General features: G+C 36.8%; 14 protein-coding genes. All 14 read right to left on the bottom strand.

From position 1 onward, the window contains the following. Positions 1-85: 85 nt before the first annotated feature. Positions 86-2,158, bottom strand: coding sequence for a glycine--tRNA ligase subunit beta (gene glyS / locus H9655_RS02150; protein WP_191810438.1), 2,073 nt, complete (start codon positions 2,156-2,158; stop codon positions 86-88). Beyond that, positions 2,151-3,041 carry a glycine--tRNA ligase subunit alpha gene (gene glyQ, locus H9655_RS02145; protein WP_191810435.1) on the bottom strand — a complete coding sequence of 297 codons (891 nt, stop codon included), beginning with the start codon at positions 3,039-3,041 and terminating at the stop codon, positions 2,151-2,153. Before glyQ ends, glyS begins: the two co-directional genes overlap by 8 nt. A 381-nt stretch (positions 3,042-3,422) precedes the next feature. Further along, positions 3,423-4,178 carry a DNA repair protein RecO gene (gene recO / locus H9655_RS02140; RefSeq protein WP_191810433.1) on the bottom strand — a complete coding sequence of 252 codons (756 nt, stop codon included), beginning with the start codon at positions 4,176-4,178 and terminating at the stop codon, positions 3,423-3,425. A 29-nt stretch (positions 4,179-4,207) separates the two neighbouring features. Next, entirely contained in the window at positions 4,208-4,351 is a 144-nt protein-coding gene (locus tag H9655_RS02135) for a YqzL family protein (RefSeq protein WP_191810431.1), read from the bottom strand. Positions 4,352-4,498: 147 nt separating this feature from the next. Beyond that, positions 4,499-5,410, bottom strand: coding sequence for a GTPase Era (gene era / locus H9655_RS02130; RefSeq protein WP_191810429.1), 912 nt, complete (start codon positions 5,408-5,410; stop codon positions 4,499-4,501). Continuing rightward, the gene (locus tag H9655_RS02125) at positions 5,403-5,801 is read right to left on the bottom strand and encodes a cytidine deaminase (RefSeq protein WP_191810427.1); all 399 of its coding nucleotides are present in this window, start codon (positions 5,799-5,801) and stop codon (positions 5,403-5,405) included. Before H9655_RS02125 ends, era begins: the two co-directional genes overlap by 8 nt. 328 nt (positions 5,802-6,129) lie before the next feature. Beyond that, positions 6,130-6,513 carry a diacylglycerol kinase family protein gene (locus H9655_RS02120; protein WP_191810425.1) on the bottom strand — a complete coding sequence of 128 codons (384 nt, stop codon included), beginning with the start codon at positions 6,511-6,513 and terminating at the stop codon, positions 6,130-6,132. Then, a complete protein-coding gene (ybeY, locus tag H9655_RS02115) occupies positions 6,491-6,961 on the bottom strand; it encodes an rRNA maturation RNase YbeY (protein WP_191810423.1) in 471 nt (156 codons plus the stop codon). The genes H9655_RS02120 and ybeY overlap by 23 nt, the downstream gene beginning before the upstream one ends. Beyond that, the gene (locus H9655_RS02110) at positions 6,958-9,138 is read right to left on the bottom strand and encodes an HD family phosphohydrolase (protein ID WP_191810421.1); all 2,181 of its coding nucleotides are present in this window, start codon (positions 9,136-9,138) and stop codon (positions 6,958-6,960) included. The genes ybeY and H9655_RS02110 overlap by 4 nt, the downstream gene beginning before the upstream one ends. Before the next feature lie 415 nt (positions 9,139-9,553). Beyond that, positions 9,554-10,516 carry a PhoH family protein gene (locus tag H9655_RS02105; RefSeq protein WP_191810419.1) on the bottom strand — a complete coding sequence of 321 codons (963 nt, stop codon included), beginning with the start codon at positions 10,514-10,516 and terminating at the stop codon, positions 9,554-9,556. Next, a complete protein-coding gene (gene yqfD / locus H9655_RS02100) occupies positions 10,513-11,706 on the bottom strand; it encodes a sporulation protein YqfD (protein WP_191810416.1) in 1,194 nt (397 codons plus the stop codon). Before yqfD ends, H9655_RS02105 begins: the two co-directional genes overlap by 4 nt. A 74-nt stretch (positions 11,707-11,780) precedes the next feature. Beyond that, a complete protein-coding gene (gene yqfC, locus H9655_RS02095; RefSeq protein ID WP_191810414.1) occupies positions 11,781-12,065 on the bottom strand; it encodes a sporulation protein YqfC in 285 nt (94 codons plus the stop codon). Positions 12,066-12,138: 73 nt separating this feature from the next. Then, positions 12,139-12,645, bottom strand: coding sequence for a hypothetical protein (locus H9655_RS02090; RefSeq protein WP_191810412.1), 507 nt, complete (start codon positions 12,643-12,645; stop codon positions 12,139-12,141). A 43-nt stretch (positions 12,646-12,688) separates the two neighbouring features. Then, complete coding sequence (gene floA, locus H9655_RS02085) at positions 12,689-13,684, bottom strand: flotillin-like protein FloA (RefSeq protein ID WP_095372519.1); 996 nt, start codon at positions 13,682-13,684, stop codon at positions 12,689-12,691. Positions 13,685-13,708 lie beyond the last annotated feature (24 nt).

Genomic DNA, 13,708 nt, shown 5'->3' with positions numbered 1-13,708 from the left:
GAAATGAAAAGAATTTGCTTGTTGATGTAAATGAGAAAGGGCGGAAAGAACCATATGGCAGCAGTTAAAGGTTCTTTCCTTTAAATCATTTCACAAGTATATGATTCATTTGTGCAAACGATTGTATCATCGCAGCTAAATGGGCCATGAAACTTAAACGATTCGCTTTCACTTTTGGATCTTTAGCCATTACCATTGTATGTTCAAAATACATATCAATTTCTGGTTTTAATGATACAAGATAGCGGAAATAATCCTCTGCACTCGTAGAATCATCAAGGTTATTTCTTACTTCAATGTATTTATTATACAGCTTATGCTCATCTTCATTCTCAAATAGTTCTATTTGAATATCTTCTATACTTTCTGCTTTTTGAGCGATATTCAAGACCCTACTTAATGCTTCTATTTCACCTTTGAAGCTGTCATTATCTTTGTTTAAATGCAAAACTTGTGCTCTTTCAATCATCGCTGGCACTGATGTTAATGCGCTGCCTAATACAGCATCAATTAAATCATAGCGAATAGCTTTTTCTTGTAAAATATATTTAATTCTTAAACGGAAAAAGACTAATAACTCTTCTTTTATTTTCGCATTCTCTTGTTTATTAATGCCCGCATTTTCTGTAAGGTGAATAGCTTGATTAAGTAACTCCTCAAGCGATACCTCCCACTTCATATTTAGCAATGTTTGGATGATTCCAGTCGCTTGTCTTCTTAACGCATACGGATCTTGTGAACCACTTGGGATAATCCCAATGGCAAAACATGAGGCAATCGTGTCTAATTTTTCTGCAATAGATAATATCGCTCCAGGTACAGATTTTGCAGTAGAATCATGTGCGTTTCTTGGCATATAATGTTCATTAATTGCCCGAGCTACTACAGCATCTTCTCCTTTTTGCAAGGCATATTTCTCACCCATGAACCCTTGGAGTTCTGGAAATTCATACACCATTTGGGTCACAAGGTCAAACTTACAAATTTCTGCAGCCCTGTCTGCTACTTTTTTATCCTCTGATGAGAGTGATAATAATTGAGCGAGATGGTTCGTTAATGCTCGTACACGATCTACTTTCTCAGACATCGTTCCAATTTCTTCATGATAAACGATTTTTTCTAATTTTTTCAAAGAAGCTGCAATTGGTGTTTTTTGGTCTTCATTATAGAAAAATGCAGCATCTGATAATCTTGCTCGTAGTACCTTTTCATTTCCTCGAGCGACATTATCCAAATGTTCGTGGCCGCCATTCCTCACTGTTATAAATTGAGGCAATAAGTCTCCACTTTTCGATTTAACAGGAAAATAGCGCTGGTGTTCTTTCATTGAAGTCACAAGTACTTCCTCTGGTAATGATAAGTACTCCTCTTCAAAACTTCCGAATAAAGCAGTCGGATACTCTACCAAGTTATTTACTTCTTCAAGTAAGTCTTCATCCATTGGCACGAGCCAATTTTGTTCTTCTTCTATTTTATTGATTTGCTGACGAATGGCTGCTTTTCTTTCCTCAGCATCTACAATTACATATTCTGCAAGCAGTGCTTTTTCGTATGATGTAGGACTTGTAATAACAACATCTTTTCCTAAGAAACGATGTCCTCTAGATGTGTTACCTGTTTGTACATTTGTTATTTCAAAAGGAATCACCTTTTCACCAAACAATGCCACTAACCATTTAATTGGTCTAATAAAGCGCATTTCTTTGTCTGCCCACTTCATATTCTTAGGAAAGTGCATAGAAAGAATGAGCTCTTTTAATTCAGGAAGTAATTTCAATGTTTCTTGGCCCTTGGTAAAGGTTTTAACATGCGCATATTCCACACCTTTGATTTCTTTAAAGAAAATATCATCAGGTGTCGCTCCTTGACCTCTACTAAAGCCAATCGCTGCTTTTGTCCACTCACCTTGGTCATTCATCGCGATTTTTTTTGCTGGTCCTTTTGCTTCTTCATGGACATCTTCCTGTGCTTCCTCCACACCCTCTACAAGAACAGCTAATCTTCTAGGCGTAGAGTATGCTTTCATTCCTTCAAATTGAATACCTTTTTCGACCAACCAAGTTTTTATTTTATCCGCTAGTTGGTTCATGCTATCTGTTACAAAACGGGCTGGCATTTCTTCTAAGCCAATTTCTAATAGGAGATCTTGTTTACTCATGGTCTATTCCCTCCTTTTCTTGAATCATTGGAAATCCTAATTTCTCACGTTCTTCATAAAATGTTTTCGCAATTTTTCGAGCGAGTGTACGACATCGACCAATATACCCCGTTCTCTCAGTGACAGAAATCGCACCTCTTGCATCTAATAAGTTGAATGTATGCGAACATTTGAGAACATAATCATATGCAGGATGAACGAGTCCCTCCTCCATTTGGCGATGAGCTTCTTTTTCATAAACATTAAAGAGGTTAAATAACATATCAACATCTGAAGTTTCGAATGTATACTTTGAATGCTCATATTCTGGTTGTCCAAAAATATCTCTTACCGTAAAGCCGTCTGTCCATTCTAATTCAAATACATTTTCCTTGTCTTGAATATAAGAGGCAAGTCTTTCAATACCATATGTAATCTCAACAGAAACAGGCTTACACTCTAATCCTCCGACTTGTTGGAAATAAGTAAATTGCGTAATTTCCATCCCATCAAGCCATACTTCCCAACCGAGTCCTGCACAGCCTAAAGACGGGTTTTCCCAATTATCTTCAACAAAGCGAATATCATGTTTTAATGGATCAATACCTAATGCTTCTAGAGAAGCTAAATATAGTTCTTGGATATTGTCTGGTGAAGGCTTCATAATCACTTGAAACTGATGATGCTGATAAAGACGGTTTGGATTTTCACCATATCGGCCGTCTGCTGGTCTTCTAGAAGGCTCTACATAAGCAACATTCCACGGTTCAGGTCCAATCGCTCTTAAAAATGTATACGGACTCATTGTACCTGCACCTTTTTCCGTGTCATAAGCTTGCATTAAAATACACCCTTGATCTGACCAGTGCTTTTGCAATGTTAAAATCATATTTTGAATATTCATAAGCCACCTCTTTCTTTACTTTTCAGTCACCATAGACCGGTATCTACATAGATAAACACTTGCTTTTTAGCCATTTGGGCGATAAATATTTTTTCTTTAAAAACATAAAAAACTCTCGTCTCTTATGCCTTTAATAAAGACATAGGGACGAGAGTTAACCCGCGGTTCCACCCTATTTGCTACTCAATTTCACGTAGCCTCTTTTACTTCACCTGTTGCTCCAGAGCGCCCTTCGTTCACTTTCTATTCTCTAGCTCACACTCTCCTAGAGTCGCTTGTATAGAGGGAGTGAAGTACTTTTCTCCTTCATTGCTAAACATAGCTATAATTTAAAGAAATAATAGCTGAATTTCTTTAGAAAGTCAATAGCTCACTTACTTATTATTGCATGAATCCTTTCATATTGGTCATTTGATTTAAAAACCTTTTTGTTTTTAATTGCAAGCCTGCATATTCATCGTAGTATGTTTCTATTACTTTTTTCAATTCAAGTTTTGTTTGTTCTTTTACCGATATATTCCCAAGCCTTGACATGTCCATGTAATAAAAAATGCGAAGTAATCTAACAGTAGCGGGAGAAAGCTTTAAATGATATGGATCTTTATCCAAACAGTGATGACAAATGAAGCCATTTTGACTAATAGAAAAGGCAAATGTCCCTTCCGTCCGTTGACAGACGGCACAATGGTTAAGCTCAGGATATAATCCAAATAAGCCAAGCATTTTCATTTCGAAAATATGTGTAAGAATTTCTGCATCATAGCCTTCATCAATTGCTTGTATACACCTAAATACAAGTTCGAAAAGATAGGGGTTAGGCTTCTTCTCTTCCGTCCCTTTATCCAGTAAGTCTACTATGTAACTCACATAAGCTGTTAGAAAGATATCTTCTTTTATACTACGCATTGAAAGTGAAATATCACCTTGTTGAAGGGTCCCAAGCCCTCTGCTTCTTTGTATCAAATAAGTGCCATAAGTAAAAGGCTGGGTGACAGCAGCAAGCCGACTATTCGGCTTTTTTGCACCGCGTGCCATCACACCAACCTTTCCCCACTCTCTTGTAAAGAGTGTGACAATTTTATTTGTTTCGCCATAATTGACTGTTCTAATGACAATGCCTTCACATTTTTCAAGCATTACTGTCACCATCCTTATATGATGACAACCTATGAAATCGGAAAATCAAATTCTGCTAGTTCTTCATCTTGTTCTACGGGTATATCCTGGTAATCTTTTTCAATTTCTTTAAAAAGAAGATATGTGTCAATATTACCTGTTTGAGAAAACACTTTCCAGGTAAAATCTTTCATAGATAACCCCACCTTTATTGTGTTTTTACTAGCAATTAAATCTATACTCTTATCATAGCCTGTCTTCTGAAAATCATAAGACGAAAAAATTGTTAATTAAATAGATGCATAAATCTTTGATTTCACCAATAACCTATGTTGACAGGTTTAATATTCATCTTCCCTAAATCCAAAGTCTCTTAACTGGGTCATTTTGTTACGCCAATCTTTTTGAACTTTAACCCATAACTCGAGGAAAACCTTACTTCCCATGAGATTTTCTATATCCACTCTCGCTCGTTGTCCGATCTCTTTGAGCATTTTCCCTTGTTTACCAATGACAATACCTTTTTGAGAATCTCTTTCAACAATAATCGTGGCCATGACGTGAATAATATCCTTCTTATCTTGCCGCTCAATCTTATCGATGACAACCGCTAATGAGTGGGGAATTTCTTCGCGTGTTAAATGTAAAGCCTTTTCACGTATCAATTCGGAAATAATAAACCTCTCAGGGTGATCTGTTACTTGATCAGCAGGATAGTATTGCGGCCCCTCTGGTAAATATTCCTTAAGCTGCTCTAGAAGACGATCAACATTATTTCCTTCTAAAGCGGATATCGGCACAATTTCGCAGAAGTTATATTTCTCTTTATAAGAATCAATGACAGACAATAAAGCATCCGGGTGAATTTTGTCAATTTTATTGATGACAAGAAAAACAGGTGTTTTGACTGATTGGAACTTTTCAATAATGAACTCTTCCCCTCTGCCAAATCCTTCTTCAGCATTCACCATAAATATTATCGCATCGACTTCTTTTAGCGTATTTTGTGCAACTTTCATCATAAAGTCACCTAATTTATGTTTAGGCTTATGAATCCCTGGTGTATCGATAAAGATATACTGTGCATCATTTGTTGTGAGTACACCTTGTACTTTGTTTCTTGTTGTTTGTGGTTTATCACTCATAATCGCAATTTTTTGTCCGATGACACGATTAAGTAGTGTAGACTTTCCTACATTTGGTCTGCCGATAATGGAAATAAACCCTGATTGATGTCCTTGTTGATTATTCATGTAAATCCTCCGATGAAAAAGCTCCTGGTAATAGTTGCTCTACTGTTAATTGTTGTGTATCTCCGTTTAAGTTTGTTAGAACGACCGGCATCTCTTTAGAACATAATTCAGAAATTACCTGTCTGCACGCGCCACATGGTGATACTGGCCTGTCAGTATCTGCAACAACTGCTAACATTTTAAATTCTGTTACGCCATCAGAATACGCTTTAAACAGCGCTGTTCTTTCAGCACAATTACACATACTATATGCGGCATTTTCTATATTACATCCGTGGAAAACTGTACCATCGACAGCCAAAAGAGCTGCGCCAACTTTAAATTTTGAATACGGTACATATGCCCGGTCCCTTGCTATTTTCGCTTCTTCGATTAATTGATCAATGTTCAATTGTTTCTTCCTTTCCGAAATGGCCGATTGCCTTCTTTTATTTTACACTATTTTTTTTGTAAAATCATGGGTTGTTGTCATTTTGTAATAAAATAATTGAATTTTCAGTAAATAAGCCTATTTATTAAATTTGCGTGTGCTCTGTCATTTTAGCTTAAACATCCGTACGATACAAACTGTTTACCTTCATTTCATGAAATGAAGAGATGAAAATGTGTTTTTCTTGTATGCAGCTATATTTTAATCCATCTTGTACTTTTTTAAAACAAACAGGCAAATAGTCTTAAAACGTGAAAAAAGCATATAACCGCACATAGCGGCTATACACTTAAAAGATCTTTGGTAAAAAAATTGAAAGGCCAATGATTACCGTTAAAACGGCAAATATAAGAACTGCCCCAGCTGCAATATCTTTCGCTTGCTTCGCTAGCGGATGCTGCTCTGTTGTTACAAGATCAACAACACGCTCTATCGCTGTATTCATTAACTCAAGTGCAATCATCCCAGCTATTGCAAAACTTACCAATAGCCATTCTGTTTTAGTCAATTCAAAAATAATCCCGAAAAAAATAACTAGTACTGCCATCACAAAGTGGATTTTCAAGTTTCGTTCCGCTTTTAAAGCGGTAAAGACCCCGATAAATGCAAAATAAAATGACGAGAGTAATGATTGTTTTTTGCGTGAATTTTTATCTCTGTAATCCGAATTCATCTAAAATTTCCTTTTGCCGAGTAAACATTATTTTCTCCTCCTCGGTTGTTTCATGGTCATACCCAAGTAAATGTAGGAAACCATGTACAGATAAAAATCCTAATTCTCTCATAAAACTATGGCCATACTCTTCTGCTTGTTCCACTGCTTTAGGAATAGAGATAATAATATCGCCTAACATGCGAGGCAAACCTTCACCGATAAGAGGGATTTCCCCTTCCCCCATTTCTTCCATTGCAAATGAAATCACATCTGTGGCCTTGTCTTTATTTCTATATTCACGATTGATTTCTTGTATGCGTGCATTTTCAACAAACGTAATAGAAATCTCCGTATCTTCTTCAACCACTTCTTTTACAGCTGCAAATTGTAGCAGGTTTTCAATCTCTCTTGTTTGCGCCTCTGTAAGTCCTTCTGTTTCATCGATAAAGTCAATGTGTAATGTCATGCTTGTGTCACCTTCTGATTCGTCATTTCTGGATATTCAATTCGTGAATGGAAAATTCCATTCAATGTTTCGTTAAATGATTTTGCAACTACCTCTAACTCTTTTAATGTTAAATCGCATTCGTTTAACTGCCCATCTTGAAGTCGGTCAGCAATGATTTTACGAATAAGATCATCAATTTGTTCTGGAGTAGGATGAGACATAGAGCGCACAGCTGCCTCTACGCTATCAGCTATCCCTATCACAGCCGATTCCTTCGTTTGTGCCTTTGGCCCAGGATAGCGGAAATCATCCTCTTTCACTTCGACTCCACTTTCTTTTGCTTTGTAGTAAAAGAACTTAAGTAAAGTCGTGCCATGATGTTGTTCAGCAATGTCAATAATTTCTTTTGGCATTTTATGCTTCCTTAACAAATCAGCACCATCTTGCGCATGTGCAATAATAATATTTTTACTCGTTAATGGCGGAAGCTTATCATGTGGGTTATCTTTGTTTATTTGGTTTTCGATAAAAAATTGTGGCCTTTTTGTCTTTCCTATATCGTGATAATAGCAACCAACTCTCGCTAGAAGTCCATTGGCACCAATAGCTTCACAGGCAGAATCTGACAGGTTAGCAACCATTACACTATGGTGATATGTTCCTGGCGCCTCTGTTAGAATTTTCCTTAAAAGCGGATGATTAGGGCTCGATAGTTCGATTAGCTTCATAGCAGAAAGGATCCCGAAGCCTGCCTCAAAAAATGGCAAGAACCCGATTGTAAGAACAGCTGCGGAAATGGCTGATATAAATCCAGAAACCATATAAAAACTGTACTCTACAAGATCCACTTGACCATTTCTTAGCAATAACAATGCTAAAATCACTAAAATATTAACGACAGAAACAAGCAGGCCAGCTTGTAAAATTTTTGATCGTTGGTTTTGTTTGCTTAAAAATAATACGCCCGCTATTCCACTACAAGTGATATAAATGGCAGCAGTTACATGAAACGTTCCAGTAATAGAGCCATTAAAGATAAGGGAACCACAAATAGCAATAATCACTGAATAATAAAGGGCCAGTTTTTCACTAATAAGGATTTTAATTAACATCGAACCCATTGCAGCAGGAAATATATAGAGTATATCAGAATACTCAAATGCCTGTATATAGCTAATCCCCTTCATAAGTAATAAGGAAATGATGAAAACAATACTATAGACTAACAAGAAATTTTGCTTCGCTTCTTGCGGTTTATCGAGCTCATAAAAATAATAATAAGTAGCTGCTAGAATGATGAGAACAACTAACGCTAGTCCAATAAAGGGTTGGATGCTATTTTCACTATCTAACATGCCTACTAGTTCAAGTTGACGATAAACTTCCCTACTAATAAGTTGATTTTGCTCAACAAGAATTTGTCCTTGTAATATTTTGACTGGTTCAACGGATTCAACAGCTGTTTGTCTTTTCTCTTGTGTTTCCTCCGGAGCGTAAAATTCATTCTGGTAAATAGCATACCTACCAAGCTCTATCATAGCAGTTTTTAAAGTATTATTGAGTGATGTTAAGCTAATTTGATCTTGCACACGTTTTTTAGCGTTTTCTACCCCATCAGCAGGGATCCTTTGTTGCATTACGTGATTAATCTCTGTAATTGTAACATCCTTTGCAATGGATAATTGATTAGGGCTTGCTTCTAATAACGTGATCAATACGGTATCTGAAATTTCCTTAGTCACTTCTTCGGTTAATTGTGATTTTGTGCGCTCAAGTTTCTCATCAAGACTAACTAGCTTAGGTTTTTCATCCTTTTCGCTTTCTTTCGCCTTTTCTGAAGCTTGCTTGTTTTCCTCCGTGGCATCTTCATTTACTTCCGAAACGGTATCAAAAATTGATGTAATGAGATCCACTCGATTTTGGGCAATTTCTTTTTTTACGACATAAACGTCCTCAACTTGGTTTTCAGCTTCTTTCTTTTTCTTTTCGGTACTTTCTTTATCTTCAATCGTAACAGGCGAACGAATCGTTTGCTCTGCTACAGAAAAAAGACTTAATTCCAATTTCTCTGGTCGTACATTTGAAAACATTGTTGCGTACATAATGATTCCAAGGAGAACAAAGAGCAAAACCCTAACAAATGTCATTTTTAATAAGTTTCTAATTTTATGTATGTAGTGCTGGAGTTTATCCATTAGCTAGACCTCCAATCCTAAGTATCTCTGAGAAATTCTTTTCTCCTTAATTATGTAAAATCATAACAGTTTTTTTTCAAGATTACACTAATATTTTTAATTGATGACAATTTGTAATCATCTCTATCTTACCCTATTCATCCATATACTCCAAATAACAATCAATCGTAATTCCAGGGAGATTGCCCGTAGAAATCAAGCAAAAGCGCGCATCATTCCTTTAAATATCGCCCCATACACCCTTTTAGGATATGCATTTCACCTTACAAGTACTTCCCATATATGATGATTTTAATAAGGCATGTATGATTTAAGGCACCCTGAAAATTCAATCATTTATAGGTCACGATAAAAAGAACAAACTCTGATTCAAAAGCAGAATTTGTTCTTAGATTGTGTTGCTGAAAACAGCCATTTATTCAGCATTTTCTTCGTATGCTTGGATGATTTTTGCCACAAGTGGATGTCTGACGACGTCACTTTGTTCTAAATGAATAAAACTTATTCCAGATACACCATTTAATATTTGTTCACTTACCACGAGACCTGATCTAGCACCACGAGGAAGATCTATTTGACTTTTGTCACCAGTAATAACCATTTTTGATCCAAAGCCTAAACGTGTTAAGAACATTTTCATTTGCGCTTGTGTTGCGTTTTGCGCTTCATCTAAAATAACATAAGCATCATCTAACGTACGTCCCCTCATATAAGCAAGTGGGGCAATTTCAATTGTTCCTCTTTCAATTAACCTTTCTGTATGCTCTGCTCCTAGTATATCGTGAAGCGCATCATACAAAGGCCGTAAATACGGATCAACCTTTTCTTTTAAGTCTCCTGGTAAAAACCCTAAGCTCTCCCCTGCTTCTACAGCTGGACGAGTAAGAATAATCTTTTTCACTTGTCCATTCTTAAGCGCATTCACTGCCATTACAACAGCTAAGTAGGTTTTCCCCGTCCCTGCAGGACCAATACCAAAAACTAAATCTTTCTGTCGCATGGCCATAATATATTGGCGCTGACCTAAAGTTTTAACTCGAATCGACTTACCTTTTGCATTTTTCATTATTTCTTCTTCATAAAGTTCTTTGAAATATTCTAATGTGCCCTTCCTTGCCATCTCCAAAGCGTAAATAATATCCCTACCACTTATTTGAATACCTTTTCTAATAACATAGAGAAGTTGCTCAATTACGTCACCTGCAATGGCCACAGCATCTGTCTCACCTGAAACATAAACAGATTCGCCTCTTGTAACAATCGATACCGCTAATTGCTCTTCAATTAATTTAATATTTGTGTCGCCATTCCCTAATAGGGCAATAGCTTCATTTGGGTTTTCAAAATGCACATTTAATGTCTTTAAATCTTCTGTCATTCTTTATCTCCTTGGATTATTGGTTGTTCCTCAGCAATATTCTCAATAATTTGGAAATGTATTGATAATGTAACTTTACCATTCTCTATCGATTGGTGCAAAACATTTTCCCCTTTAATCGTAGCATCTTCATCTAGCTGCTTTTTAATCTTACTTCTAGCTAATTTCTTCGCCTCTAAAATCGCCTCTTTTTCATTAAAAACTTGTGTCATCACTTCTGCTTCCCTGTAGATATTTTTTGTCATTACAATGGGTAGCTCCCATTTTAAGAATTTAACTTGCCGCTTGTCCTCTTCTTTTACATAGTGGTCAAAATCTATATTTCCAAAGCCCCATAAAGGAATCTTTAATGAACCGAGCTCCAATGTGTGTTTTACTTTTTGATCGCCGGTGTATACGTTGGACTTTTTCTCTAATGGATAGGTTACATTCGCTTTATACCACGTTTCCGCTAACACTTCTCCTTTGGCAGGCACTATTTTCTTTTTTTCATCATTTCCAATTAGGCCGGAAACTAATAATTGACCTGGTTTAACAAAGTCATTAATTTTCGCCTTCGCTTCTCCCTCTTCAATAAACATACCGACAATCGTTCCTTTTTTCTTTGCCACTAAATGCTGTGGACTTAACAATTCTGTTTTCTTTGGTTCATTTTTTTCTACCACTTGAAGATGATAGGTTGTCCCTTTCAGCTCTACACCGACCCAAGTAATTTCATTCACATTTTCAGTTAAATACCGTTGTATACCTTCAGGTGTATCGATAAAGAATTGTAGTTTCCCTTTTTTTACGCCAATTTTCTCTAACTCTTTTTCCATCTTATATTCTGTTGCTGGATTTGCGCCTTTAATTTCGATCCCCCACACCATATTTGACAACAAAATCACAACGACTAAGAAAGCAATTGCCCCAAAAAAGAACCCACTATTACGTAGCATACGCTTTTTCATGAAGGGCAATCCTTTGCGACCGACAAACTCAAATTTGCAGTCAGCAGTTCTTGCATATTGTCTTAAAGTCGGTAAATCATCTAACTTCATTTGAAATGTAAGGACTTGGCTTCCATGAGCTTTAACATTCCATACGGATACACCAGCTCTCGTTAAAGTATTTAAAAATCTTTCACTCCCTCTACCGCTTGTCCTAACTGTGACGATTCCTTTTAAAAAAAAGAGCCATTGATTTTTCATCGTATCCTCCTCATATTTGAGCAGGTGGAAATCGCTAACCCTGTAATAGAATAGCGACCCTTCCCACATCAAATTTACTCAGCTACAAAAAGAACATGCTCAATTGTTCCCTGCAATAATATTTCTTCAGGCATAATTGTTTTAATGACAAAGTTATTCCCTTTAATGAGCAGTTGACCATGCTCTAATAACAACCTTACTTCTTTATCTGAAAAACCAAGTAAGCCGCGGTGGTTCTCAATATAAATATGAATTTGTCCAATCATAGTAATGCGGGGCAAATCCATCATGACATCTTGAGGAAGTTCCATATTTTTTGTCATCCAGCTTCTTAGTCGTTCTCCCCATTTTTTTGCCATAAAAAAAGAACCCCCTTTCATCTCATATGTATGAGAGAAAGGAAGGTTCTAGCACTGAATTCAACAGCAAATTTTATTTTCTTTTCATCGTTCGATGTGGGTTTCTTGATCTCGGTTGTCCGAGAATTTCTGACCAAACAACCGCGTCAACTAATTGTTTATTAGAGACTCTCATACTAGGTTGATCTACTTTGTTATTGGCCACATCTTTATTTTTTGTTGCTGAAAGGAAAGCACTTGCTCGTTTTTGCGCTTCTGCTTTTTGTTTTCTTAAATCGGCCAGTCGCTCTTCTGCTTCTTTTTTACGATCTGAGACTTCTACACTAGCTTCTTGCACAATATCTTTCGCGTAGCGTTTTAGCTTCTCTTCATTGCGATCATAAACAGGTGGCACTTCTTCTTGTTTCTCAGCATCCTGCATCATCTGACGCCTAGCTTCTTCTTGCTCTTCGACAGACATTCCACGTGGCTGCTTTTGTTTGTCCGGCTGCTGGTCATTAACTTTCTTACCAAATAAGGAAGTAATGATCCCGATAAGAAAAATCAATAATAAAGGATTTTCCAATAAAAAATCAATCATGAGATAGAACACTCCCCTCTAGAGGTGAGTCCGATTAGGACATTCAATCTTTCTTCGGCCCTTGTTTTGAGTCATCTGATACTTTACTAATCGAGTCTCTCATTTCTGTATCAGCTTCAATATTTTGGATATTCATATAATCCATCACACCAATATTGCCACTTTTTAATGCATCTGCCATTGCTAAAGGAACTTGAGATTCTGCTTCCACGACTTTCGCTCTCATTTCTTCGACTTTCGCTTTCATCTCTTGCTCTTTGGCAACAGCCATTGCACGGCGTTCTTCCGCTTTGGCTTGGGCAATGTTTTTATCAGCTTCTGCTTGCTCTGTTTGTAACTCTGCGCCAATGTTTTTACCGATGTCTACATCAGCGATATCGATGGATAGAATTTCAAATGCTGTACCAGCATCCAAACCTTTTGCTAAAACAGTTTGTGAAATCATGTCAGGGTTTTCCAATACTTCTGTATGTCTTGTAGAAGAACCAATGGTAGAGACAATCCCCTCACCAACACGGGCAATGATTGTTTCTTCTCCAGCACCCCCGACTAGTCGGTCGATATTGGCTCTTACAGTAATTTTTGCTTTTGCTTTAACTTCGATACCATTAATCGCTACACCAGAAATAAACGGTGTTTCTATTACTTTTGGGTTAACACTCATTTGAACTGCTTCAAGTACATCACGACCAGCTAAGTCAATTGCCGCACTTCTTTCAAAACTTAATTCCATATTGGCACGATGCGCTGCAATTAAAGCATTTACTACTCTATCTACATTACCACCTGCTAAATAATGGCTTTCAAGTTGATTCGTATGAACTTCTAATCCCGCTTTATGTGCTTTAATTAAAGGATTAATTACACGGCTTGGAATTACTCGTCTTAATCTCATTCCAATGAGGGTGAAAATACTTACCTTAACACCGGCTGCTAATGCTGAGATCCACAGCATAACTGGTACGAATGTGAAGAGTATAGCTAGAGCAATAATGGCTAATACCACAATCACGATCGTCATAATAGAAATAGGTTCCATTCAATTACCTCCTAAAAATACTTG

Source organism: Cytobacillus stercorigallinarum, from assembly GCF_014836495.1.
Taxonomy (GTDB): Bacteria; Bacillota; Bacilli; order Bacillales; family Cytobacillaceae; genus Cytobacillus; species Cytobacillus stercorigallinarum.
Note: the sequence above shows the minus strand (reverse complement) of the source record. Positions and strands in the feature narration are given on the sequence as shown.